Source organism: Allobosea sp. TAB14, from assembly GCF_052113865.1.
In the GTDB taxonomy this organism is placed as follows: Bacteria; Pseudomonadota; Alphaproteobacteria; order Rhizobiales; family Beijerinckiaceae; genus Allobosea; species Allobosea spartocytisi.
This window is the reverse complement of record NZ_JBFRDQ010000055.1, coordinates 14,316-38,691: the sequence shown is the minus strand read 5'-3', so window position 1 is coordinate 38,691 and position 24,376 is coordinate 14,316. Positions and strand designations below refer to the sequence as shown.

The window sequence follows — 24,376 nt, the reverse complement described above, 5'->3', positions numbered from 1 at the left end:
GGCGCGGGCAATGGCGACGCGCTGGCGCTGGCCGCCCGAGAGCTCGTGTGGATAGCGGACCAGATGCGCCGGGTTCAGCCCGACCATGGCGATCACGGCATCGATGCGCGCGGCGCGGGCGGCGCGCTCGCGATGCAGGCCATGCACGGTCAGCGCCTCAGACAGGGTGTCGAACACGGTCATGCGCGGATCGAGCGAGGCGCGCGGATCCTGCAGGACGAGCTGGACCTTGCGGCGCAGCGCGCGCAGGCCGGTCTTGTCGAGCGTCGAGAGCCGAGTGCCGTCGATCGTGACCTCGCCGGCAGTGGGCTTGAGCAAGCCGACGACGAGCCGGGCGAGCGAGCTCTTGCCGGAGCCGGATTCGCCAACGATGGCGAAGCAGGTCCCGCGCCGGACGCTGAACGAGACGCCGTCGACGGCGCGCACCACCGGCGCCGCGACGCGGCTCAACAGCGTCTTCCGGCCGCCGAAATGCCGGCTGATCCCATCCACGACGACGATGTCGTCGCTCTCGGTGTCCGGATGTCGGGGCGGCAGGCGGAAGGGCGCGTTCACGACAGGCCCTCCTCGGCGAAGAGGCAGGCGACCTGCCGGCCGGAGACGGTCCGCGGCTCGGGCTCCCGCTCGGCGCAGTCCGGGCGCCCTTGCGTGCGCGGGCAGCGCGGGCGGAAGGTGCAGCCCGCCGGGAACTGGCCAATGAGCGGCGGCTCGCCCGGGATGCTGCGCAGCGGCTGGCCGCGCCCCTCGCCGGCACCGGGCGCGGAGGCGCGCAGCGCCAGCGTGTAGGGATGCAGCGGCCGCTCCAGCACGGTCGCGACCTCGCCGCTCTCGACGATGCGGCCGGCATACATCACCGCGACGTCGTCGGCGAAGCGGGCGACAAGGCCGAGGTCATGGGTGACGAGCAGCACCGCCATGCCGCGCTTCGCCTGGATCTCGCGCAGCAAGACCAGGATCTGCTGCTGGATCGTGACGTCGAGCGCGCTGGTCGGCTCGTCGGCGAGCAGCACCTGCGGGTCCTGGGCGAGCGCGATCGCGATGACGATGCGCTGTTTCATCCCGCCCGAGAACTGGTGCGGATACATGGCCAGGCGCCGCTCGGGATCGGCGATCCTGACATCCTGCAAGAGGGCGATGCAGCGCTGCCGGACGGCTTCCTTGTCGAGGCTCGATCCGGCGCTCACCGCCTCGGCGAGCTGGGCGCCGACCGTCAGGACCGGGTTGAGGGCGCTCGCCGCGTCCTGGAAGACGACGCCGATCTTGCGTCGGCGCAGCTCGCGCAGGGCCGTCGCGGAAAGCCCGAGCGCGGATTGCCCGCCGATGCCGATCGCTCCTTCCGTGATCGCAACCTCCTGTGGATTGGCGAGCGTGCCGATGGCCCGCAGCAAGGTCGATTTGCCGGAACCGGATTCGCCGACCAGCGCCAGCGTCCGGCCCGGACGGATCGCGAGATCGACCCCGCGCACGACATCGAGCAGGCCGTCGCGGGTCCGGAAGGCCATGCGCAGGGCCTTGACCGAAACGGCGTTCACAGCGTCGGGAGCAGTGGCGGGAATTGTCGGGGAACCGCGGCGCAGGAAGGCGAAGAGCGGCGCCCTCCGGGCAGTACGCCGGCTGGTCGGGTCGTAGATCACACGCAACGCTTCGCCCAGCAGGTTGAAGGCAAGCGCGGAGACGGCCAGGAACAGCCCCGGAAAGGTCGCGAGATAAGGGTGGCTGCGAATATAGGAGCGGCTTTCGCCGAGCATCGTGCCCCATTCCGGGAAGGGCGGCTGCGTGCCCAGCCCGAGGAAGCCGAGGCCGGAGGCCGAGAGCAGCGTCGAGGCGAAGAGCAGGGTCGAGAGCGTCAGGAGCGTGCCCGAAATGTTCGGCAGCACATGGCGCAGGATGATGCGGGCCGGGCTGGCGCCGAGCGCGGCCGAGCCCTCGATATAGGGTTCGGCCAGGATGCTCAGCGTCACGGCGCGGGCCGTGCGAGCGAAGACCGGCACCGCGACCACGCCGACCGCGATGATGACGTTCTGGGTATTGGCGCCGAGGATCGCCACCACCGCCAGCGCGAAGACGATGTCGGGAAAGCTCAGCATGATGTCGATGGCGCGCATCAGCACCGCCTCGATCCAGCCGCGCCGCCAGGCGGCGAGGATGCCGAGCGGCACGCCGATGAGGAACGCCACGGCGACACCGCCGACACCGATGCCGAGCGTCGCGCGCGCACCCACCAGCACGCGGCTGAAGACGTCGCGGCCGAGCTGGTCGGTGCCGAACCAGTGGGCGGCGGAAGGCGGACGCAGGGTCTGGGCGAAGTTCTGGCGGAAGGCATCCTGCGGCGCCAGCATCGGCCCGAAGACCGCGAGCAACAGGTAGAGCACGACCAGCGTCAGCCCGATCGCGCCCTTGGGCTGGGCGAGGATGCGCCACAGCAGGGTCCAGCGCCGGCGCGGAGGGGCAGCGTCGGATTTCGCGGCGAGAGGGGGAGCGCCGGCGGCCATGTCCTGCACCAGGCTCATGCCGGCCTCTCCTGCTCGCGGGTGCGCGGGTCGAGCCATTGCGTCAGCAGGTCGGTGACGAGGTTGATGACGACGAAGAAGACCGCGAACATCAGGATCGCGTACTGGATCACGGGATAGTCGGCGCGCGAGACCGCATCGACGAGCAGCCGGCCGACGCCGGGGATGCCGAACACAGTCTCGGTGACGACCGAGCCGCCGAGCATGCCTCCGAACTGCACGCCGGCGACGCTCACCGCCGCGATCAGCGAGTTGCGCAAGGCATGGGCGAGCACGACACGGGTTTCGCTCAGCCCCTTGGCGCGGGCGGTGTCGAGATAGTCCTTGCCCATCGTCTCGGTCAGGCTGGCCGCGACGAGGCGGCTGAACATCGCGGCCGGCCGCGTGGCGATCTCGATCTCCTCGTTGGAGGCGGTCGGCCCGGCGAGAATCTGCGCCGGGTCGCCTGGGATCAGGTCGACGAAGAGAAAGACGAGCAGCGAGACCGCGAACAGCGTCGGCAGGGCTCCGCCCAGGCGTCTCAGAACGAACATCGTCCGGCCCTCCGCTTGCGTGGCGCCGGAGCATTTCCGCGTTTTGCAGAAACGCGGAAATGCTCCAACTCTTTGTTTGATCGCATTTTCTTCACGCGAACCCGTGCCCGCTTCGCTCGAAAATGCGCTAGTTCAGGGTCACCTTGTCGAAGACCAGCGTCTCGTTGGGCTGGACGGCGAAGCCCTGGACGCGGTTGGCGACGCCGATCGCCTGGGTTTGGTACCAGAGGAAGAGGAAGGGCTGATCCTTCCAGACGATCTCCTGGACCTCGCCATAGATCGCCTTCTGCTTCGCCGGATCGGTCGTGGCCCGGCCTTCCTTCAGCAGGGCGTCGACGCGCGGATTGGAATAGCCGGTGCGGTTGGCGCCGACGCCGGTGTAGAACAGGCGGTAGAGCGTGTAGTCCATGCCCGCCGTGGCGCGCCCGACCATGCCCATATTGTCGGTGCGCTGGGCCGGCTCCATGCCGACCACCTTGGTCCAGGTCCCGCGATCGACGACGAGCGGCGTCGCTTTGATGCCGACATCCTCGAAGGAGCCGGCCAGGGCTTGGCAGACCTGCACGTCCTTGATGTAGCGCCCGGTCGGGCAGGTGAAGCTGAGCGCGAGCTGGCCGGGCTTGTAGCCGGCTTCCGCGAGCAGCTTTTTGGCGCCGGCCGGATCGAACGGGATCGGCGGGAAGGTCTTGCGCAATTCRTCCTGCGTGCCGGGGCCGACCATGCCGACCGAGGGCGTGCCCAGCCCGCCGAGGACACCCTTGGCGATGCCCTCGCGATCGACGGCGAGGTTCAGCGCCTGGCGCACCCGCGGATCGGACAGCGGGCCGCGCAGCACCATCTCCATGTTGATCGAGAACATGCTGGGCGGGGTGACGACCTTGGCGCTCTTGAGCGCATTGATCGCGGCGATCGATTCGGGCGGCACGCGCTCGACGATGTCGGCGGCGCCGGTCTCCATCAGCGCCATGCGCGAGCCGTCCTCCGGCACCACGGTGAACTCGATCGCCTTCAGCGTGGCCGGATAATCGCCCGCATATTTCGGATTGGGCACGAGGCGGAAGCCTTCGCCGCCGACATAGCGCTCGACCATATAGGGGCCCGAGCCGACAGGCTTGCGGCCGTACTCGGCGCCCATCTCCTTGAGCGCCTTGACGTTGACGATGCTGGCTGCGGTGCTGGCGAGCAGCATCAGCACGTGGCCGTTGGGCTCGGCCATGTGGAACTCGACCGTATCCTCGCCGACCGCCTTCACCGTGCCGAGCGAAGCGTAGAGCCCGCGATAGATCGAGCCGGTCTTCTCGTCGAGCATGCGGTTGAAGCTCGCGGCCACCGCCTCCGCGTTCAGCGGGTCACCGTTGCTGAAGGTTTTCCCCGCCCTGATCTTGACGGAGAAGACCTTGCCGTCCGGCGAGAAAGAGGAGGCCGTCGCGAGGCTCTTCTGGACATTGTTCTGCGGATCGAGCCGGAAGAGCCCCTCCAGCACCGCGAGATCGACCGCATTGCCGACCGGCAAATCGTTGAAGGCCGGGTCGAAGGTCGCCGGATCGGCACCCACGGCGACGCGCAGGACCCCGGCGGGCTGCGCGAAGGCCTGGGCGGCGAGGAAAGAGAGGCCCGTGGCCAACGCCGCCACGGTGCAGGAATGACGAAGGCTGCGCATGTTCTGCTGTTCCCCAAGCTGGCAATTTCGTCGGTCCGGGCAAGCGTCATGGCGCGCGCGAGCGCCCCACCACCGTCCCGGTGCGAAGTCAGTCTCTGGTTTTTTGGCCGCCTTCCCGGTCATCCGGTCGAAAGTGCGGATAACGGCGACATCGGTCAGCAGATCACAGCATTCGATCTGCCTCAAATTCATAAATTTACGATCTATATGAACTCAGGTTATGGTCATGCCATGCATTACCGCCAGGTCGAAGTCTTCAAGGCGATCATGGATTCCGGCTCGATCACCGAGGCGGCCAACATCCTGCGCATCTCGCAGCCCGCGGTCAGCAAGGCCCTCAAATTGCTGGAGGCCGAGCTGGGCTTGCGGCTTTTCGCGCGCACGACCAAGGGCATCGCCGCGACCGAGGAGGCGCGGCTGCTCTATACAGAGGTCGAGCGCACCTATTTCGGCATGCAGAATCTGGCGCGCTTCGCCGCCGGTCTCAGCGACCGCAAACAGGGGCGCATCGTCGTCAGCACCATTCCCGCGCTGGGCATCGCCTGGCTTCCGGCGATGGTCGCCCGCTTCTCCGAAGCGCATCCCGACGTCACGATCGCTCTGGAAAGCGACGGCCAGCATCCCCGGACGATCATCGATGCAAGTCTCGGCCTGACCATTTGCGCGCTCGCCGCCGCCGGCTGCGGCGTCGGCATCGTCGACAGCGAGGCGGCGCGGATGCGTGACGGCCATGGCCTCGTCTTTCGCAGCTTCCGGCCGGCGATACGGGTTCCGATCTTCCTGTTCCGCCAGCGCGGCCGGCCGACGAGCAAGCTGGTCGAAACTTTCATCGCCAGCCTCAAGCCGCCGCCGCCTTTCCGGAGCGCGGCGGGCTGAGCCTGACCGCGGCCGACCCAGCTCTCTGCCCGGGGCCTTCCCACAATGCCTCAGGCGCTTCCCCGCAGGACGCCATTGGGGGAGTATCGCTCCGCGAACTGCGCAGCCACGGGCACAGGACGCAGCGGTCGCATGTCTGCGAGGGGACGGATGACGGTGAATCTCAGGCATGTCGAGCTTTTCCGCCACATCATGCATCTCGGCACGCTGACCCAGGCGGCCGAGATGATGTCGGTCTCGCAGCCGGCCGCCAGCAAGATGCTGAACCAGCTCGAGCGCAGCACCGGCATCATCCTGTTCCAGCGCATGAAGGGACGCCTCAAGCCGACACGGGACGGCGAGCTGTATTTCGCGGAGGTTCAGCGGACCTGGGAAAGCGTCGAACGTCTCGAGCGGATGACGAAGGACATTCGCGAACTGCAGTTCGGCCGGCTCAATCTCGGCGTCATGCCGATGCTGGCAGGGACGCTCATCCCGCCTTTGCTGACGCGCTTTTGCCGGCAGCACGAGAAGACCTCGGTCAAGCTGCATTCGCGCAGCTCCGACCGCATCATCGAATGGGTCATCGCCGGGCAGATCGATGTCGGGATCACCGAACATTTCACCCCGCATCCCAATGTCGTGTGCCGCCTGATCGCGCGCATCCCCAATGTCTGTGCCGTGCCCGAAGGCCATCGCCTCGCGGGGCTGAAGACGATCCGGCCCGAGGATCTCGACGGCGAGAACTTCGTCTCGATCGGATCGCCGGATCGTCGCATCTTCGTCGAGAAGGTCTTCGAGCAGGCGGGCGTGCTGCCACGCATGTTCATCGACGCGCCAATGGCCAACGTCGCCAGCGCCCTGGTCGCCAATGGCGCCGGGATCGCGCTCGTCGACGAGCTCAACGCGCACAGCTTCATCGGACGCGGCCTCGTCGCGAAGCCCTTCGCGCCGGAAATCTTCTCTCCGGTCTGGCATCTGCGTCCGAACACCCTGACGGGCTCCTCGCTGGCCGACGCACTGATCCGGGATATCGAGGACGAGCTGGAACGGCTCGGCTACAGCGCGGATTCGTGAGGAGCGGGAGGGCGCCGCAAAGGTCCAGGTCGGCACGGACGCCATAACCTGCAGGAATGAACTGGCAAAATCATATTCTTTGACGCCTCGATTTCCGGTCCATACCTTCGCTGTCATTGACATAGATCAAACAAACGGGACCCGGTCCTGGCTGCGCCGCACAGCGCATCCAGAACACGGGAGATCTATGGCCAATCTGAACGGGAGATACTGGCCGCAATGCGGGTTTTCGTCTTTCTGACGAGGAGGCTGATCTTTGCGATCATCCTGATGCTCGGCGTCAGCGCAGCGATCTTCTTCCTGATCAACGCGATCGGCAATCCGATCGAGCTGATGATGGCGGAGACGCCCGGCATGACCGGCGAGGTGATCGAGCGCATGAAGTCCTATTACGGGCTCGATCAGCCGCCGCTCACCCGCTACCTGCTCTGGCTCGGGCGGCTGCTCCACCTCGATTTCGGCACCAGCATCGTCTATAACCAGCCGGTCGGTTCGCTGATCCTGACCTGGGGCTGGCAGACCCTCAAGATTCAGGTCCCCGCCATCCTGATCGCGCTGGCAATCGCGATCCTCTTCGGCGTCACGGCCGCCCGCCGCCAGCATTCTCGCTCGGATTTCGCGGTAATGGGCACGGCGCTGCTTGGCCAGTCCCTGCCGGCCTTCTTCCTCGGCATCCTGCTGATCTTCCTGTTCTCCTACACGCTCGACTGGCTGCCGAGCTACGGCGCCTATTCGACCCGCAACCCGCTCGGCGGCAGCCCGACGCTCGACGCGCTCTGGCACATGGTGCTGCCCGTCGCGATGCTGACCTTCTTCAACACCGCGACGCTGACGCTGCTGATGCGCTCGAACATGGTCGACGTGCTGAAGAGCGACTTCATCGCCGCGATGCGCGCCAGCGGCATCCCCGAGCGGCGCGTCATTTACGTTCACGCGCTGCGGGCCGCCTTCATCCCGATGCTGACCTATCTCGGGCTGCTGATCGGCCTGATGCTCGGCACCGCGCCGGTGACGGAATCCGTCTTCACCTGGCCGGGGCTGGGCTCCCTCTATGTCGCTGCGATCCACCAGCTCGACTACCCCGTCATCATGGGCGCGAGTGCGGTCATCGCCTTCATGCTGATCTGCACGACCCTGCTGACGGACGTGATCTACGTCCTCATCGATCCCCGCATCAGCCTGGAGTGAGCGGCGTGACCGACCAGACGATCGCGAGCCACGCATCCCTGCCAAAGCCGCTGCCCAAGCCCGCCAAGGGCATCTGGCGGCAAGGTTGGCAGCGCTTCACGAAGAGCCGCACCGGCATGCTCGGCCTCGTGCTCGTCATGCTCGTCGTCGCGACAGCGGTGATCGGCCCCTTCCTCGCGCCCTTCGATGCGCATGACCAGAGCCCGATGCTCGACCCCGGCGCCAAGGCGCCGCCGAGCTGGACGCATTGGCTCGGCACCGACCGCATGGGCTACGACGTGCTCAGCCGCCTGATCTACGGCGCGCCGACGGCGCTCGCGGTCGGGCTCGGCGCAATGTCGATCGCCTCCGTGATCGGCGTGCTGGTCGGAGGCTTTGCCGGCTATCGCGGCGGCAGCACCGACGAGGTGCTGATGCGCTTCACCGATTTCTTCCTGGTCATCCCGATGTTCGTCGTCATCCTCGCCGTGGTGCGGTTGCTCGGCGTCGCCATCGTCAACACGCCCTTCGAAAGCGTGCCCTATCTCAATCTCGGCGTSATCATCCTGCTGATCGGCGTCTTCTCCTGGGCTCCGATCGCKCGGATGACGCGGGCCGAGTTCCTGCGGCTCAAGAACCAGGAATTCGTCGAGGCAGCACGCTGCATCGGCGCGACCTCGGGCGACATCCTGTTCCGCCACATCCTGCCGAACGCCCTGCCCTCGCTCGTCGTCGTCGTGGCGCTCGGCATCGGCGGCGCCGTGCTGGCGGAGGCGATGATCGGCTTCCTCGGCTTCGGCGATCCGGCGGCGGTGAGCTGGGGCCAGCTCCTCTACTTCAACTACGAGGCGCTCAAGGTCGCGCCCTGGGCTTCGCTGAGCCCYGGTCTCGCGATCTTCATCACCGTCCTCGGCTTCAATCTCCTGGCGGATGGGCTGACCGACGCCTTCAACCCGCGGGCCAAAGTCTGATGATGAGCCTCGCCGCCGAAACGCAGGCCGCTGCCGCCTTGCCCAGACAGCCCGAGGYTGCAGCCTCGCAGGCGCCCGTGCTGGTCTCGGTAGAGAATCTACATATCCAGTTTCCGCCCTGGAACGCGCCGATCCGGGTCGTCGAGGATGTCAGCTATCAGGTGCGCGCCGGTGAGACGATGGGCATCGTCGGCGAATCCGGCAGCGGCAAGACGCTGTCGAGCCTGGCGATCCTCAACCTCCTGCCGCCGCCAGCGCGGATCGCGGGCGGGCGCATCCTGTTCGAGGGCGAGGACCTCGCGGTGAAATCGCAGCGCGAGATGCAGAAGCTGCGCGGGCGACGCCTCACCATGATCTTCCAGAACCCCGGCTATTCGCTCAATCCGCTGCTGACCGTCGGCGCCCAGCTTGCCGAGATCCTGAAGGTTCACGAGAAGCTGCCGCGCGCGGCTGCACTGCAGCGCGTCGAGGAGCTGTTCCGTCTCGTCGGCATCACCGATCCCGGCCCGCGCCTGTCGCAATACCCGCATGAGATGAGCGGGGGCATGAAGCAGCGGGTCTGCATCGCGCGGGCGCTGCTGTGCAATCCGGCGCTGGTGCTTGCCGACGAGCCGACCACGGCGCTCGACGTCACCATCCAGGCGCAGATCCTCGACCTGCTCGAGGAGCTGAAGCAGCGGCTCGGCATGTCGATGATCTTCGTCACCCACGATATGGGCGTGGTGGCGCGCATAGCCGACCGGATCACCGTGATGTATGCCGGCCAGGTCTGCGAGACCGGCGACAAGCATGCCGTCTTTGCCCGGCCGTCGCACCCCTATACGCAAGCCCTGCTCGCCTCGACGCCACGGATCGACAAGCGCTACGCTGTCGATGCCGAAGGAAGGCGCGAGCGCCTGCCGACAGTCGGGCTCGCAGCGACGCCGGGCCAGCCGCTTGGCGGCGGCTGCCGCTTCGCCGGGCGTTGTCCGGAGGCTGCGCCGGACTGCACGCGGCTCGTGCCGCAGGCCGCCGCAATCGAGCCCGGCCGCGTCGTCCATTGCCTGAAGCGCGGCAGCGCCGGAGTGCCCGGCCATGGTTGAGACCGCGATCGCTCCCGTGCCCGAGCCCCGCCAGCGTACGAGCCGTAAGCCGCTGCTCAGCGTCGACGGGCTGGTGAAGAGCTATCCGCTGCACCGGCGCGGCCTGTTCCGCCAGAAGGTCACCGGGGAAATCCGCGCCGTCAACGACATCAGCTTCAGCCTGGACGAGGGCGAGACGCTGAGCATCGTCGGCGAGAGCGGCTGCGGCAAGACCACCGCCGCTCGCTCGATCCTGCATCTCGTCCCGCCGAGCTCCGGCACGATCAGGCTCGGCGATACCGATGTCTGCGCGACCTTCTCACGCGACCGCCGGCCGGAGGTGCTCGCGCTGCGCCGGCAGATGCAATACGTCTTTCAGGATCCCTATCTCTCGCTCAACCCGCGCTGGAGCGTCCGGCAGATCCTGTCGGAGCCGCTCAGGGTCCACGGCCTCGTTCCCCCGGCGCAATGGGACGGCGCGGTCGAGGCGCTGCTGGAGCGCGTCGGGCTGCCGGCCGAGCATGCCGACCGCTACCCGCATGAATTCTCCGGCGGCCAGCGCCAGCGCATCGGCATCGCACGCGCGCTCGCCGTCGAGCCGCGCCTGCTGATCTGCGACGAGCCGGTGTCGTCGCTCGACGTCTCCGTGCGCGCCCAGATCCTCAACTTGCTCGCCGAATTGCAGGAGGAGCTGAAGCTCTCCTATCTCTACATCTCGCACGATCTGAGCTCGGTGCGCTTCCTCAGCAACCGCATCGCGGTGATGTATCTCGGCAATCTCGTCGAGATCGGCGAGGTCGACGAGATCTTCGCCCGGCCGCGCCATCATTATACCGCGGCCCTCATCTCCGCGATTCCGGTGCCCGATCCGGCCCGGCAGAAGCCGCGCGACGCGATCAGCGGCGAGATCCCGAGCGTGGTGAAGCGGCCTTCCGGCTGCGTCTTCCACACCCGCTGCCCGGCGGCGCTGCCGATCTGCTCCCGACAGGTTCCGCCGCTTGCCGCCCCGGACGGCGCCCATGCCTTCGCTTGCCACAACCCGCGCTGATGCGGGCCAGATCACAGGACATGCCATGATGAACGTCATCGTCGTCGGAGCCGGAATCGTCGGCAGCTCGGTCGCCTACCGGGTGGCGCAGGGCGGGGCGAAGGTCACCGTGCTGGAGGCCGACCGTATCGGCGGCGGCACCTCCGGCGTCAGCTTCGCCTGGACCAACTCCAACAACAAGACGCCGCGCCCCTATCACGACCTCAACGTCGCCGGCATGCGGGCGCATGCGGCGCTGAAGGAGGAATTCGGCGCCACGCCCTGGTTCCACCAGAGCGGCAGCCTGGAATGGCGCGTCGATCCGGCGGAGGTCGCTGCGCAGGCCGAGAAGGTCAAGCGGCTGCGCGAATGGGGCTACGCGGCCGAGTTCATCGACAAGAAGCGCCTCGGCGAGCTCGAGCCGGAAATCGCCCTCGATTCGGTTCCGGACGAGGCCCAGATCGTGTTCTGCCCGGAGGAGGGCTGGGTCGATCCTGTGCTCTATGCCGGCACCATGCTGCGTGCCGCGCGCCAGCGCTACGGTGCCGCGCTCAAGACCGGCGTCAGGATCACCGGGCTGGAAACGCGCAATGGCCGCGTCGTCGGCGCGCGGGACGAAAGCGGCGCGCTCCACGAGGCCGATCTCGTGATCAACTGCACCGGCCGCTGGTCGAACGAGACGGTGAGCCAGACCGCGCCGAACGTGCCGCTCGCGCCGACGATCGGCTTCCTGGTGTTCACGCCGCCGGTCGGCGTCGCATTGCGCCGACCTTTCCACGCCCCCGATGTCGATGTCCGGCCGGACGGTGCCGGGCGGCTGATGGTGCGCAAGGATTCGCTCGACGACCGCTTCGCCGCACTGGAAAGCCGCACGCCGGATTGCGAGGAGGCGCGGATCGCCATCGCCAGCGCCGCCGAGATCCTGCCGGGGTTGAAGGGCGTCAAGGCCGAGGCCGTGCGCACCACGATGCGGCCGATTCCGGCGGACGGGCTGTCGACGGTGGGGCCGGCACGCGGGGTCGACGGCTACTACGTCGTCGTCACCCATAGCGGCGTCACGCTCTCGCCCTTCCTCGGCCAGGCCGTGGCAGACGAGGTGCTGCATGGCCGCCAGCGGCCGGAGCTGGAGGCGTTCCGCCCGGCGCGCTTCCAGGCCTGAGCGACACCGTCACTTCCGTTTCCAATCAACCAGAAGAGGGGACAACGATGTCTGAGAAATCGACGCGACGTGACGTTCTGAAATGGACCGGCGCAGGGGCCGCTGCGCTCGCCGCCGGCGGCCTGCCCGAGCCCGCTCTGGCGAAGCCGCCCCACTTCAAGCTCTATCTGATGATCTTCAACAACCTGCAATCGCGCATGATCTGGACCGATTTGATCGGCAAGCAGTTCGCGCGGCTCGGCATCGACGTCAATGCGAGCTACCAACCGCCTTCCGTGGTCATCGCGCGGCGCGCCAACGACAGCGGCAAGACCCATGTCGAGGGTGGCTTCGACATGTATTCGGAGCGGATCTACTATAACGGGCTGGCGCCAAGCCCCGAGGCGCTGTTCCACAGCAAGAACGTGCCTCCGAACGGGCAGAACTACTATCGCRTCGCCGACCAGCAGATCGACGCGGCGATCGAGACATATTCACGCGCGATCACGCCCGAGGACCGCAAAACGGCGATGGCCGCCTTCGTGAAGCGCTGGTACGAGATCGAGCCGCTGCACTTCGTCTTCTATCCGGAAGAGGTGATCATCACCAATCCGAAGCTGAAGGGGATGGAATCGACGACCTATAACCCGGTCTTCTATCCGCGGCCGGAGGACTGGTCGATCGAGGGCGCGACCGGTGACGTCACCGCGACCTTCGCCTCCTGGCAGCCGCCGAGCCAGCTCATCCCGATGTATGGCAGCGGCTATAATGAATCCAACATCTTCGGCCCGGTCTACAACGCGCTGATGGAATATGACAGCTGGGCCAACAAGAAGCTTGTCCCGGCGCTGGCTGAAACGGTCAAAGGCTCGGAGGATGGCAAGAGCTGGGTCATCAGCCTGCGCAAGGGCGTGAAATGGCATTCCGGCGAGGAGTTCACCGCCGAGGACGTCAAGTTCACCTGGGACACGATCATCGACAAGACCTATGCGAGCCTGTTCCAGGCGACGCTGTCAGCGGTGATGGGTTCGCGCGACGCCTACAAGGTCACCGGCACGCACGAGATCACGGTGACGCTGCCGCAACCGAACATGTTGTTCTACGACTTCCTGCTGCCGGTCATCGCGATCATGCCGAAGCATGCCTACAAGGACATCAAGCCGGAGGAATTGCGCGGCCACGTCATCTCGACCTGGCTCGGCACCTTCCCGGTCAAGACCTCGGATGGCAAGGTCTTCGCGGCGAAGGGCGGCGTCGGCACCGGGCCCTGGATCCCGCAGGGCTTCGACCCCTCGCGCAAGGCCTACAAATACAGCAAGAACGAGAACTACTGGCGAAAGACCGACGGCAACGTCAAGACCTTCTACGTCGTCAACATCGAGGGCGCCGATGCCTTGCTCAGCGCCATCAAATCCGGCGCCATCGACGCGCATGACCCGATGTACGATGTCGGCGGCCTRCTCAGCACCGTCGATCCGTCATGGGGCAAGGTCAATCGCTTCGACTCGTTCAAGTGGATGCAGACCTGCCTCAACCTGAACCATCCGGTCTTCGGCACCGGCGTCGAGACGCCGCTCGGCAAGAAGGACCCCAGCCGCGCCGCGGAAGCGGCGATGTATGTCCGCAAGGCGATGAGCCACATGATCCCGCGTGAGCAGATCATCAAGAACGTCGTTGCCGGCTTCGGCAAGCCCGGCACGGTGCCGATGCCCTTCACCTCGGAATTCTACGACCAAGACCTGCTGAAGCCGATCGCCTACGACTTCAACCTGGCGAAGCAGTACATGGAAAAGGCCGGTTACACCTACTGACGTCCCGGGCCTCGTTGCGACGGACCGGGCGCTCTTGCCCGGTCCACCCAGACCACCCCAACAAAACTCCCAAGGATCAAGACGATGCGTGTCGCTGTGCTCGGTGCGGGCTCGATTGCCTATGGCAATGCCGCCCTTCTTTCCTCCCTCGGCCACGAGCCGGTGCTGTGGTCGCCATCCGGCAAGAGCGGCCGGAGCCTCGCCAAGGGCGAACCCCTGACGGCGACCGGCAGCCTGACCGGCAGCTTCCCGGTCAAGATCGCCGCGAGCGCCGCCGAGGCGGTCGCCGGGGCCGGGGCGGTGCTCTTCGCCCTGCCGGCCAATGGCCACCGCGCGGCGATGGACGCCGCCGCCCCGCATCTCGCGGTCGGGCAGGTCGTCATCGTCAGCTCCCACACCTCGTTCAGCGGCCTCTATATCGCCCGCAAGATCGCCGAGCGCGGGCTCGACGTGCCGGTCGTCGTCTGGGGCACGACGGTGACCGCCGGGCGCAGGACCGGCGATGCCAGCGTCAACGTCTCGACCGTCCGCTCGAAGGTCGACATCGCGACGATTCCCGTCTCGGCCTCCAAGCGGGGGCTGACAATCTGCCAGCAGCTGTTCGGCGATCGCTTCGTCCAGCGCGACGACGCGCTGGCGATCTCGCTGTCCAATCTCAACCCGCAGAACCATCTCGGCATCGCGCTGTGCAACTTCACCCRCATGGAGCATGGCGAGACCTGGGGCCAGAACGAAAACAACACCGATTCCGTCGGCCGCCTGCTCGAAGCCCTCGACGCCGAGCGCCTCGCCATCGCGGAAGCCGCCGGCTACAAGGTCCGCACCATCCGAGAGCACTACAATCTCTCCTTCCATGTCGAGCCCGGACCGGTCGGCGAGATGGCGCGCCAGCTCGCTGCCCGCGGCAATGGCGGCAACGGACCGAGCAGTATCGACACGCGCTATGTCCTGGAGGACGCCCCCTTCGGCCTGCATCCGACAGTGCTGCTCGGCAAGCTCGCCGGCCGGCCCGCGACGCTGCACCAGGCCGGCGTCGACATCTTCTCGGCGCTCTATGGCCGGGATTTCGCGGCGGAAAACGATCTGCTCGGCGAGATCGGCCTCGAAGCGATGTCGCTCGCCGAACTGAAATCGCTGGTGCGCGACGGCTGGGCTGCGAAGCGCGCGGCGTAAGTCTATTCGAACCTCCCCCTTCTCTAGCGGATATGGATCATGACTGAGATCATTGTCGTCGGCGCCGGCGTCCTCGGGACGTCGGTCGCCTACCGGCTGGCGCGCGCCGGCGCCAAGGTCACCGTGCTCGAGGCGACACGCGTCGGCGGCGGGACATCCGGCATCTCCTTCGCCTGGACCAACTCCAACAACAAGACGCCGCGTGCCTATCACGACCTCAACGTGGCCGGCATGCGGGCCCATGCGGCGCTGAAGGACGAGTTCGGCGCGACACCCTGGTGGCACGGTGGCGGACGCATCGAGTGGCGGGCGGAATCCGAGCAAGCCGCGCTGAAGGCCAAGGTCGAGCGGCTGCGGAGCTGGGACTATGCGGCCGAATGGATCGACCGCAAGCAGTTGCTGGAGCTGGAGCCGGACATCGCGCCCGAGGCCGTCGGCGACGCGCCGATCGCCTGGTACCCAAACGATGGCTGGCTCGACCCGGTGGTCTATGCCCATGCGATGATGAGTGCGGCGCGGCGCCATGGCGCGACATTGCGGACGCAGACCAGGGTGGCCGGCCTGATCGTCGAGGGAGGCCGGGCGAAGGGCGTGCGCAGCGAAGGCGGCGAGACCTTCCATGCCGACATCGTCGTCAACTGCACCGGGCGCTGGTCCAACGACACGGTCGGAGCCGCAGCGCCGAACGTGCCATTGGCACCCACGATCGGTTTCCTCGTCTTCACGCCGCCCGTTCCGRCCAGCATCCAGCGCGTCATCGCCAGCCCCATCTGCGACTTCCGGCCGGATGGAGCCGGGCGCCTGATGCTGCACTGGGGCGCAGCCGACGCCACGGTGACGCCGGAGATCGGCGTCAATCCCGGCATGGAGCAGGCGCAGGATCTCGTCGACCGCCTGCTGCGCATTCTGCCCGGCCTCGCCCCGCTCAAGCCGGAAGCCGCGCGCGTCACCGTGCGGCCGATCCCGCAGGACGGTCTATCGGCCATCGGCCCGGTGCCGGGTGTCGAGAACTACTACGTCATGGTCACCCATAGCGGCGCGACGCTGTCGCCGGTCTTAGGGGCGATGGCCGCCGACGAGATCGTTAATGGAAGGACGCGACCGGAACTTTCGAGCTTTAGGCCGGCGCGCTTTTTTCCATGATTGAGCCCCTTCCCGGTCGTCGTCCACAGCGCGCCTGTGAACGCGTTCAGGAGAAATGGCATGAATGGAGGGCATCGATGCGATTGCCCTCCGGCAAACGAGCGAGCGGAGATGGCCATGGAAGGTTGCACAATCGCCTGAACTCGATCCCGGATGGCCTATTCGAGCTGACAAAGCCAACCAAGGTTGCTTCGCTGATGGCATTTCCAGGCGGCTGGCTTGCCGCAGAAGCGTCGATCGCGAAAGCTCGCCGTCAGCCGCAAGATTCGTGCATTGACTGGAGGCCAGGAGGTCGGGAATGAGCCAACTTTGCCAATCGTACGCCGCGCAAACTGGATTGCCGGAAAGCAGACGCTCCACGAGTCAGCAAGGGGCCAACTGCAGACATCCGATAGCTGCCATCTGGCGGACGTAGCATGCCAGCTGCATTGTGATCTCTGAGCGCCAAGYGGAGCGCCACGCGCAATGGCTGCTTATCACGGCAGGTTCTCGCGCAGCACGATCTCGATATTGGGCCGTGCCGTCCCCTCCGGCGGGTGGCGGCCCGCCCGAATGTTGGCGAAGATGGAGACGCAATCCCCTTCAGGGCGCGTGCAATTCCCTCCGGCCCGCCACCGATGTTGTAGATGCCCGCCAGATCGGGATGCCGGGCGAGCAGCATCTTGGTCTGACGGTAGTTGCGCGCCTCCTCGTCATGGCCCTCGCGCAGCCCGACGACCTCTATCGCTGGGTAACGTTCCCGAAAGAGGTAGAGAAAGCCCATTTCGCGCTCTTCATGGGCGCGGTAGCTCAGGCTGCCGGCGATCATCGCCACCTTCGCGGGCCGTGCCCCGATGAAGCGCGCGATGAGCTGCCCGGCCGTCCGCCCGGCTGCGCGATTGTCCAGCCCGACATAGGCGACGCGGCGCGTATTGGCGATATCGGAGATCAGCGTCACAGTTGGCACGCCGCGCTCCGCGAGCCAGTCGACGGCCTCGCGCACCATGGGATGCTCGATCGCCATGAAGGCGATGCCTTCGACCTCGCGGCCGACCGCCCGAAGATGCTGTGCGAGCAGCTCGGGATTGAAGCTGTCGATGTGGTCAAGCCGCGCGCGGATATTGAAGGACGCGAGTCGCTCGCGCGATTCCACCACGAGCCGGCCGAGCCCGGCGAGAAAGCGGTTACTGCCAGCCGGCAACAGGAAGGCGAGGCGCAGCGGTTTCAGCGCACCGGCAGGCAAGGCCGCATCCAGTACATAACCGAGATCGGCGGCCGCCCTGAGGACCCTCTCGGTCGTGACCGGCCGGACGCCCGGACGCCGGTTCAGCACACGGTCCACGGTCGCTGTCGAGACGCCAGCGAGCCGCGCCACATCGACGACCGTGGCCAGCTGACGCCGCCGATGCGGATCGGCCACGGTCACAGTCGGTTCGGGTGGATGCTTAGCGACATCCGAATCCATCARAAACCATCAGTATTTGAGTTTGACGACGATCATTCTGCCTTTCTATCGTTCCCCCCAAGATCAAGACAAGGCTCATCGAGGGCCATTCGGGAGGATGACATGACCAAAGTGACTCGTCGGACGATTCTGCGCGGCGCCACCATCGGCGCGGCTTTGCCGCTGATTGGAGCGCCCCTCGTCGCCCGGGCCGCCGAGATCGAGCTGAAGTATGGCAACAACCTGCCCCTGAGCCACCCGCTCAACATCCGCTCGCAGGAAGCCGCTGACCGCATCGCCAAGGAGACGAACGGGCGCGTCGAGATCAAGATCTTTCCGAACAATCAGCTGGGCGGCGACACCGACATGCTGAGCCAGGTCCGCAGTGGCGGCATCACCTTCTTCACCCCCTCGGCGCTTGTCATCGCGACCCTGGTGCCGGTCGCGGCGATCAATGCCGTGGGCTTCGCTTTCTCCGACTATGATCAGGTCTGGAAGGCGATGGACGGCCCCGTCGGCGCTCATGTCCGCCAGGCGATCGAGAAGGTGAACCTCTACGCTTTCGAGAAGATGTGGGATAACGGCTTCCGCCAGATGACGACCTCGGGTCGGCCGATCGAGAGCGCCAAGGACATGGCCGGCCTCAAGATCCGCGTGCCTGTCAGCCCGCTGTCGATCGCGATGTTCAAGGCGCTCGATGCGTCGCCGGCGAGCCTCCAGTTTTCCGAGGTTTATTCCTCGCTTCAGACGAAGATCGTCGATGCGCAGGAAAACCCGCTGCCGATCATTCAGGTCGCCAAGCTCTACGAGGTGCAGAAGAGCTGCGCAGTCTCCAACCACATCTGGGACGGCTTCTGGTTCATCGCCAATGGCCGCGCCTGGCGCGGCCTGCCGCCGGACGTGCAGAAGATCGTGGCCGCCGCGATCAACGATGCCGGCGTGGCCCAACGCAACGACATCAAGAAGCTCAACGAGACCGTCCAGGCCGATCTGCAGTCGAAGGGTCTCGCGTTCAACAAGACCGACCCAAACTCCTTCCGCGCCAAGCTGCGCGACTCTGGCTTCTACAAGGATTGGCAGGAGCGCTTCGGCAAGGAGGCCTGGGACCTGCTTGAAGGCTCCGTAGGCAAGCTCGCCTGAGCACCGCGACCCGATCGGGAGGCTGACGAATGGATGTGCACGGCGCAACGCTGCAGGAGCCTGCGCGCCTGCCCCTGACGGGACTGGCGCGAGCGGCCGACAGGTTCGAGCGCGGCCTCGGCGGACTGGTCGAGTTCGTCGCGGCGGTGATCGTGCTCGCCGAGATCGTCATTCTTGGTGCCGGCGTGACCGCCCGCTACGTCTTCCACGCGCCGCTGGTCTGGGCGGACGAGCTCGCCTCGATCCTGTTCCTGTGGCTGTCGATGCTCGGCGCGGTGATCGCGCTCAGGCGTGGCGAGCATATGCGCATGACCGGCCTTGTCAGCCGCGTCTCGCCCGGCACTCGTGCGGTACTCGAGGCGCTGGCCGTCACCGCCGCGATCGCCTTTCTGCTGATGATCCTGCCGCATGCGCTGGAGTATGCGGAAGAAGAGAACTTCATTGTCACTCCGGCGCTGGGGATCTCCAATGCCTGGCGTGCGGGCGCGCTCCCCATCGGCATCGCCCTGATGCTCGTGGTCGCCTGCTTGCGCCTCGTCCGCTTCGGCTCATGGAAGCCGGTGCTGCTGGCGGGCGCCGTCACGCTCGCGCTCGTCGCCCTGTTCTGGCTCGCCGGCCCAATGCTGAAGCCGCTGGGCAAGCTCAACCTGATCGTCTTCTTCGTCGGCGTCGTCGCCCTCAACGTCTTCTCCGGCGTGCCGATCGCCTTTTCCTTCGCCCTCGCCACCTTCGGCTATCTCGCCTGCACGACCTCGACACCGATGCTCGTCATGGTCGGACGGCTCGACGAGGGCATGAGCCATCTCATCCTGCTCGCCGTCCCGCTCTTCATCTTCCTCGGCGCCCTGATCGAGATGACCGGCATGGCGCGCGCGATGATCCAGTTCCTCGCCTCGCTGCTCGGCCATGTCCGCGGCGGGCTCTCCTATGTGCTGATCGGCGCGATGTATCTGGTCTCCGGCATCTCCGGCTCGAAGATCGCCGATATGGCTGCGATCGCCCCGGTGCTCTTCCCGGAAATGCAGAAGCGCGGCGCCAAACCCGGCGACCTCGTCGCGCTGCTCTCCGCCACCGGCGCCCAGACCGAGACGATCCCACCCTCGATCGTGCTGATCACCATCGGCTCGGTCACCGGCGTCTCGATCGCGGCGCTGTTCACCGGCGGCATGCTGCCGGCGCTGGTACTGGGCATCGCGCTCTGCGTCGTCGTCTGGTGGCGCTATCGTGGAGAAGATCTGAGCCATGTGGTCCGGCATTCGAGCCGCGAGATCGCCAAGCTCTGCCTCATCGCGCTCCCCGCGATTGCGTTGCCCTTCGTCATCCGCGCCGCGGTCGTCGAAGGCGTTGCCACCGCGACCGAGGTTTCGACCATCGGTATCGCTTATGCCGTGCTGGCGGGGCTCCTGATCTATCGGCAGTTCGATGTCCGCCGCCTCGGCAAGATGCTGGTCGACACAGCCTCGCTCACCGGCGCGATCATCTTCATCGTCGGCTGCGCCACCGCGATGGCCTGGGGGCTGACGCAATCGGGCTTCTCGCAGGATCTGGCCCGCGCCATGTCGTCGGTGCCCGGCGGAGGCTGGGGCTTCCTCGCCATCTCGATCCTGGCCTTCATCATTCTCGGGAGCGTGCTGGAAGGCATCCCGGCGATCGTGCTGTTCGGGCCGCTGCTCTTCCCTATCGCCAAGCAAGTTGGCGTGCATGAGGTCCATTATGCCATGGTCGTGATCTTCGCGATGGGCATCGGCCTTTTCGCCCCGCCCTTCGGCGTCGGCTATTACGGCGCCTGCGCCATCTCCAAGGTCAATCCCGACGACGGCCTCAAATACATCTGGGGCTACATGCTGGCCTTGCTGATCGGCCTTGTCGTGGTCGCCGCCTTCCCTTGGCTCTCCACCGGCTTCCTGAAATTCTGAACTGCTTGCATCGAGGTCATCACCATGAGCCGCTTTTTCGGCCAGATCCGCCAGGCCGGCTATGTCGTGCCTGATATCGAGGCCGCGATGGATTACTGGAGCCGCGTACTCGGCGTCGGCCCCTTCTTCTACAATCCCAAGGTTCCGATCCGGAATTACCGCTACAAGGGCGAGACCCATGAGCCGCACAATTCCGTGGCACTCGCCAATTCAGGGCCGCTCCAAATCGAACTGATCCAGTGCCGCAACGACGTGCCGTCGATGTACAAGGACTTCACCGATGCCGGCCATAGCGGCCTGCAGCACGTCGCCTACTGGACGTCGGATTACGACGCAGACCTTGAGCGGTTGCTGGCGGAAGGCTTCAAGCCGGTGATGAGCGGCGAGGTCGGCGAGCGCGGCCGCTTCATCTATTTYGATACGCATTATCACCCGGGCACCGTGATCGAGCTGTCGGAAGTGGCGGGGCCCAAGGGCGAGATGTTCCGGTTGATCCGCGAGGCATCTGAAGGCTGGGACGGCAAGGATCCGGTACGGCCCTTCCCCGATCTCACGAAGCTTGCCGCAGCAAAGCGGTGACGCGGGCATGATGAACCATGACCGTTTCGAAGCCAGCTACCTGATCGAGACGCCGCTCGATCCCGCGCGCGTCGCCGAGATTATGGCCGGCGAGCAGTCAAGCGGCACCTTCACCCGTGTCGCTGGCGAAACCGACGAATTGCGCAATCGTACGCGGGCCGTTGTCACACAGGTGGAGGAGTTCGCGGCCGCCGCGACGCCGAGCCTTCCCAATGCCTGGCTCGCCCGCAAAGGCGTCTCTGGCCCTTATCGGCGGGCTCAGGTCTCCATCTCGTTCCCGGTCTCGAATGTCGGCGCCAATCTGGCCACGCTCGCCTCGATCGTCGCCGGCAATCTCTTCGACCTCGGCGAGACCACCGGGCTGCGTTTGGACAGCATCCGTCTTCCTGAGAGCTATCGCCGGCGCTTCGCGCTGCCTGCGCAGGGCATCGCCGGCACCCGCAGGCTCACCGGCGTGGACGCGGGCCCGCTGGTCGGCTCGATCATCAAGCCCAATGTCGGATTGAGCCCGGATGAGACAGCCGAACTCGTCGCGACGCTCTGCGCCGCCGGCCTCGACTTCATCAAGGATGACGAGATTTCAGCCAACCCGGACCATGCGCCACTCGCCGAACGCATCCCGGCGGTGATGGCGGCGGTCCGCCGCCATGCCGACCGAACCGGGAAACAGGTCATGATCGCGTTCAACATCACGGACGAGACCGACGCGATGAGGCGCCATGCCGATCTCGTGGCGCGCGAAGGTGGCACCTGCGTGATGGCGAGCCTGAACTGGTGCGGCTTCTCCGGCATAGAGACCTTGCGCCGCTCGACCGATCTTGCCTTGCACGGCCATCGCAATGGCTATGGCGCGGTCTCACGCCATCCCTGGCTCGGCATCTCCTTTCAGGCTTATCAGACGCTCTGGCGACTGGCTGGCGTCGACCACATGCATGTCCATGGCGTGCAGGGTAAATTTGCGCAGGAGGACGAAGAAGTCGTCTCCTCAGCACGCGACTGCGTGACGCCGCTGACCGAAGACCTAGATGACCGGGTCCTGCCCGCCTTCTCCTCCGGCCAATGGGCCGGAACGGCGCAGCCGACCTGGGATGCGATCGGCCATGCCGATCTCCTGTTCATGGCAGGCGGCGGCATCCTGGCGCATCCGGGCGGGCCAGCCGCCGGCGTCGCCAGCATCCGCCAGGCCTGGGCGGCGGTGGCCGCGGGCGTGTCGTTATCCGAGGCAGCCCAAAGGCAGCCGGAACTGAAGCAGGCACTCGATACTTTCGGCGCCAAACCGTGCTGACCCCGAGATGACAATCCCGCCCTTCTACGGTTGGTTCGGTGACGACTTCACCGGCGCAACGGACACCCTCGCCATGCTCGCCGAGCGCGGCTTTCGGGCGCTACTCTTTCTCGGCATTCCCACCCCGGAGCAACTGGCCTCTGCCGGACCTCTCGACGCGGTTGGAATCGCGGGTGCGACCCGCTCGATGCCTCCAACCGAGATGGGCCCCGTGCTCGACGCCGCCGGCCGCTTCTTCGCGCAGCTCGGCGTGCGGATCATGCACTACAAGTGCTGCTCCACCTTCGATAGCGCCCCTCACGTCGGCAACATCGGTGCCGCCGTCGCGGCGTTGAGGCCGCATTTTCCGGAAGGGCCTATCTCGATCATCGGCGGGCAACCCAATCTCGGCCGCTACTGCCTTTTCGGTCATCTCTTTGCTGCGGCCGGCGATGGTGAAGTCTACCGGATCGACCGGCACCCGACGATGAGCCGTCACCCCGTCACGCCGATGGTTGAGTCCGATCTGAGGCGGCATCTCGGGCTTCAAGGCTTCGGATCGATCAGCCTCGTGGACTACAGGGCCCTGGAAGGCGCAGGACCAGCGAATATTCTGGATCGGGACATCATCCTCTTCGATGTGTCACGCGAGAGCGACCTCACAGTGATCGCCGATCGGCTTCGGAAGTCTCTCGATGCCGCGCCTGGACTGTTCGTAGGTGCGAGTTCGGTTGCGCGGATGGCGGCGCAACTCTTGGGAGGGACGGGGGAGCCGGCTGCGTCACAGCCTGTTGCGCGATCGTACGGCCCTGTGCTTGCGCTGGTCGGTTCCCTCTCGCCCGTCACGCGAGCCCAGGTCGAAACCGCGAGCGGCTTCGCGCATCTGCCTGTCGATGCCGACCGGCTGCGCGATGAGCCATCCTATGGGCAGACGCTCTCTGAGCAAGCCCTGGAACTCCTCGCCGTCGGCGACACCATGCTCGTCACAGGGCCACCTGACGGCGCTCCGGGCGATCCGCGCTCCGTCGCACAGGAGACCGGCCGTCTGATGCGCAGAATCATGGACCGTGCCCGCATCTCACGCCTCGTCGTCGCCGGCGGAGACACCTCCACTCTCGCAATCAAAGCGCTCGACATCTGGGGCCTATCTTACCGGGCCCCGCTGGTTGATGGAGCACCGCTTTGCCGCGCCCATAGCGCAGTTCAACAGTTGGATGGTTTGGAAGTTGTCTTGAAGGGTGGTCAGATGGGTCCAGTCGATTTCTTCCAGTTGGCTTCAAATTGAACGCCCATCTGCATCAGTCTCCTTCACACGGCGCTTCACGAGCAACTCCAGGATTGTTTTTGGTTTGAATTGGCTGGCGAAGTCACAGTGCCACAAGCTGACGTTGAAGGACCGCCCGGCAGCAGACGGTCTCAGCTTCAAGTCACCGGCGATGTTTTCCGAACGTGATCGATGAACGCGTGTAGCGGACTCGGCACCAGCCGGCGGCCGAGACAATAGAGAAACGAGCGCTCTCCGATCGACCGCAATTCAGGGGAGATCGGCGGCGTTTAAGTAGTGAAAGTGGAGTTTGGCGTGCCGTCTCGGGCGATGATGAGAACTATGTCTGCTCCATAGTCCTCTACATTGAGAGCGGGGACATCGGCACCGCAGGAACGAGATCACTTCCGTCTGCCCAGACTATTGGATGCGAGGCCGAGGTTCGCGCAAAGCCCGGCATGGAAGACGAGCTGCGCAAGGCTACGCTCCCGCTCGTGGCGCAGGTTCGCAACGAGCCCCACAACCTGATCTACACGAGGATCGTACCGCGCCCGGCCATTTCATCTTCTACCAGATCTTCGCCGCCGAGGCGGATTTCCAGGCGCACAACGCGACGCCGCACGTGCAAGCCTGAGTTCGCGCGCCTGCCCGAACTCGCAGAAGG

At 66.1% G+C, this 24,376-nt stretch carries 21 protein-coding genes; 16 read left to right on the top strand and 5 right to left on the bottom strand.

Annotated elements, in window-relative coordinates:
• From AB4Y99_RS10760 to AB4Y99_RS10745, 4 genes are all read right to left on the bottom strand, one after another.
• Positions 1 to 555, bottom strand: a 555-nt coding sequence (locus AB4Y99_RS10760) for an ATP-binding cassette domain-containing protein (RefSeq protein WP_441523299.1), incomplete at its 3' end; no start/stop codon positions are given.
• Positions 552 to 2,510, bottom strand: a complete 1,959-nt coding sequence (locus AB4Y99_RS10755) for a dipeptide/oligopeptide/nickel ABC transporter permease/ATP-binding protein (RefSeq protein WP_441523298.1) — start codon at positions 2,508 to 2,510, stop codon at positions 552 to 554. The genes AB4Y99_RS10755 and AB4Y99_RS10760, both read right to left, overlap by 4 nt.
• Positions 2,507 to 3,043, bottom strand: coding sequence for an ABC transporter permease (locus AB4Y99_RS10750; protein ID WP_441523297.1), 537 nt, complete (start codon positions 3,041 to 3,043; stop codon positions 2,507 to 2,509). Before AB4Y99_RS10750 ends, AB4Y99_RS10755 begins: the two co-directional genes overlap by 4 nt.
• A 127-nt stretch (positions 3,044 to 3,170) precedes the next feature.
• The gene (locus AB4Y99_RS10745; protein WP_441523296.1) at positions 3,171 to 4,703 is read right to left on the bottom strand and encodes an ABC transporter substrate-binding protein; all 1,533 of its coding nucleotides are present in this window, start codon (positions 4,701 to 4,703) and stop codon (positions 3,171 to 3,173) included.
• A gap of 207 nt (positions 4,704 to 4,910) precedes the next feature.
• Between AB4Y99_RS10745 and AB4Y99_RS10740 the strand changes: the two genes are divergently transcribed.
• From AB4Y99_RS10740 to AB4Y99_RS10695, 10 genes are all read left to right on the top strand, one after another.
• Positions 4,911 to 5,579 (top strand): LysR family transcriptional regulator, encoded by a 669-nt coding sequence (locus AB4Y99_RS10740; protein WP_441523295.1) that lies wholly within the window; start codon positions 4,911 to 4,913, stop codon positions 5,577 to 5,579.
• A 150-nt stretch (positions 5,580 to 5,729) separates the two neighbouring features.
• Positions 5,730 to 6,635, top strand: a complete 906-nt coding sequence (locus AB4Y99_RS10735) for a LysR substrate-binding domain-containing protein (RefSeq protein ID WP_038363352.1) — start codon at positions 5,730 to 5,732, stop codon at positions 6,633 to 6,635.
• A 219-nt stretch (positions 6,636 to 6,854) separates the two neighbouring features.
• Positions 6,855 to 7,823 (top strand): ABC transporter permease, encoded by a 969-nt coding sequence (locus AB4Y99_RS10730; RefSeq protein ID WP_113252927.1) that lies wholly within the window; start codon positions 6,855 to 6,857, stop codon positions 7,821 to 7,823.
• Between the two features lie 5 nt (positions 7,824 to 7,828).
• Positions 7,829 to 8,773 carry an ABC transporter permease gene (locus tag AB4Y99_RS10725; RefSeq protein WP_441523294.1) on the top strand — a complete coding sequence of 315 codons (945 nt, stop codon included), beginning with the start codon at positions 7,829 to 7,831 and terminating at the stop codon, positions 8,771 to 8,773.
• Positions 8,773 to 9,855, top strand: coding sequence for an ABC transporter ATP-binding protein (locus AB4Y99_RS10720; RefSeq protein WP_441523293.1), 1,083 nt, complete (start codon positions 8,773 to 8,775; stop codon positions 9,853 to 9,855). The genes AB4Y99_RS10725 and AB4Y99_RS10720 overlap by 1 nt, the downstream gene beginning before the upstream one ends.
• Positions 9,848 to 10,882 (top strand): ABC transporter ATP-binding protein, encoded by a 1,035-nt coding sequence (locus tag AB4Y99_RS10715; protein ID WP_441523292.1) that lies wholly within the window; start codon positions 9,848 to 9,850, stop codon positions 10,880 to 10,882. The genes AB4Y99_RS10720 and AB4Y99_RS10715 overlap by 8 nt, the downstream gene beginning before the upstream one ends.
• Positions 10,883 to 10,907: 25 nt before the next feature.
• Positions 10,908 to 12,020 carry an NAD(P)/FAD-dependent oxidoreductase gene (locus tag AB4Y99_RS10710; RefSeq protein WP_441523291.1) on the top strand — a complete coding sequence of 371 codons (1,113 nt, stop codon included), beginning with the start codon at positions 10,908 to 10,910 and terminating at the stop codon, positions 12,018 to 12,020.
• 47 nt (positions 12,021 to 12,067) lie between these two features.
• The gene (locus AB4Y99_RS10705; RefSeq protein ID WP_441523290.1) at positions 12,068 to 13,810 is read left to right on the top strand and encodes an ABC transporter substrate-binding protein; all 1,743 of its coding nucleotides are present in this window, start codon (positions 12,068 to 12,070) and stop codon (positions 13,808 to 13,810) included.
• An 84-nt stretch (positions 13,811 to 13,894) separates the two neighbouring features.
• Positions 13,895 to 14,983, top strand: a complete 1,089-nt coding sequence (locus tag AB4Y99_RS10700; protein ID WP_441523289.1) for an NAD/NADP octopine/nopaline dehydrogenase family protein — start codon at positions 13,895 to 13,897, stop codon at positions 14,981 to 14,983.
• Positions 14,984 to 15,022: 39 nt separating this feature from the next.
• Positions 15,023 to 16,126 carry an NAD(P)/FAD-dependent oxidoreductase gene (locus AB4Y99_RS10695; protein WP_441523288.1) on the top strand — a complete coding sequence of 368 codons (1,104 nt, stop codon included), beginning with the start codon at positions 15,023 to 15,025 and terminating at the stop codon, positions 16,124 to 16,126.
• 253 nt (positions 16,127 to 16,379) lie between these two features.
• On the opposite strand, the gene AB4Y99_RS10690 is transcribed toward AB4Y99_RS10695, so the two are convergent.
• A complete protein-coding gene (locus AB4Y99_RS10690) occupies positions 16,380 to 17,570 on the bottom strand; it encodes a LacI family DNA-binding transcriptional regulator (protein WP_441523287.1) in 1,191 nt (396 codons plus the stop codon).
• A 102-nt stretch (positions 17,571 to 17,672) separates the two neighbouring features.
• Here AB4Y99_RS10690 and AB4Y99_RS10685 point away from each other — a divergent pair, with 102 nt between their 5' ends.
• The 6 genes from AB4Y99_RS10685 to AB4Y99_RS10660 all read left to right on the top strand — a co-directional run bounded on the left by AB4Y99_RS10685 (position 17,673) and on the right by AB4Y99_RS10660 (position 24,346).
• Positions 17,673 to 18,689 carry a TRAP transporter substrate-binding protein gene (locus AB4Y99_RS10685; RefSeq protein WP_142023161.1) on the top strand — a complete coding sequence of 339 codons (1,017 nt, stop codon included), beginning with the start codon at positions 17,673 to 17,675 and terminating at the stop codon, positions 18,687 to 18,689.
• A gap of 29 nt (positions 18,690 to 18,718) precedes the next feature.
• Positions 18,719 to 20,605 (top strand): TRAP transporter large permease, encoded by a 1,887-nt coding sequence (locus AB4Y99_RS10680; RefSeq protein WP_441523286.1) that lies wholly within the window; start codon positions 18,719 to 18,721, stop codon positions 20,603 to 20,605.
• A gap of 24 nt (positions 20,606 to 20,629) precedes the next feature.
• Positions 20,630 to 21,184, top strand: coding sequence for a VOC family protein (locus AB4Y99_RS10675; RefSeq protein ID WP_441523285.1), 555 nt, complete (start codon positions 20,630 to 20,632; stop codon positions 21,182 to 21,184).
• A gap of 7 nt (positions 21,185 to 21,191) precedes the next feature.
• The gene (locus AB4Y99_RS10670; protein ID WP_441523284.1) at positions 21,192 to 22,469 is read left to right on the top strand and encodes a ribulose-bisphosphate carboxylase large subunit family protein; all 1,278 of its coding nucleotides are present in this window, start codon (positions 21,192 to 21,194) and stop codon (positions 22,467 to 22,469) included.
• 7 nt (positions 22,470 to 22,476) lie between these two features.
• On the top strand, positions 22,477 to 23,733 hold the full coding sequence (locus tag AB4Y99_RS10665) for a four-carbon acid sugar kinase family protein (RefSeq protein ID WP_441523283.1): 1,257 nt from the start codon (positions 22,477 to 22,479) through the stop codon (positions 23,731 to 23,733).
• A gap of 406 nt (positions 23,734 to 24,139) precedes the next feature.
• Positions 24,140 to 24,346 (top strand): putative quinol monooxygenase, encoded by a 207-nt coding sequence (locus tag AB4Y99_RS10660; RefSeq protein WP_441523282.1) that lies wholly within the window; start codon positions 24,140 to 24,142, stop codon positions 24,344 to 24,346.
• Positions 24,347 to 24,376: the final 30 nt, after the last annotated feature.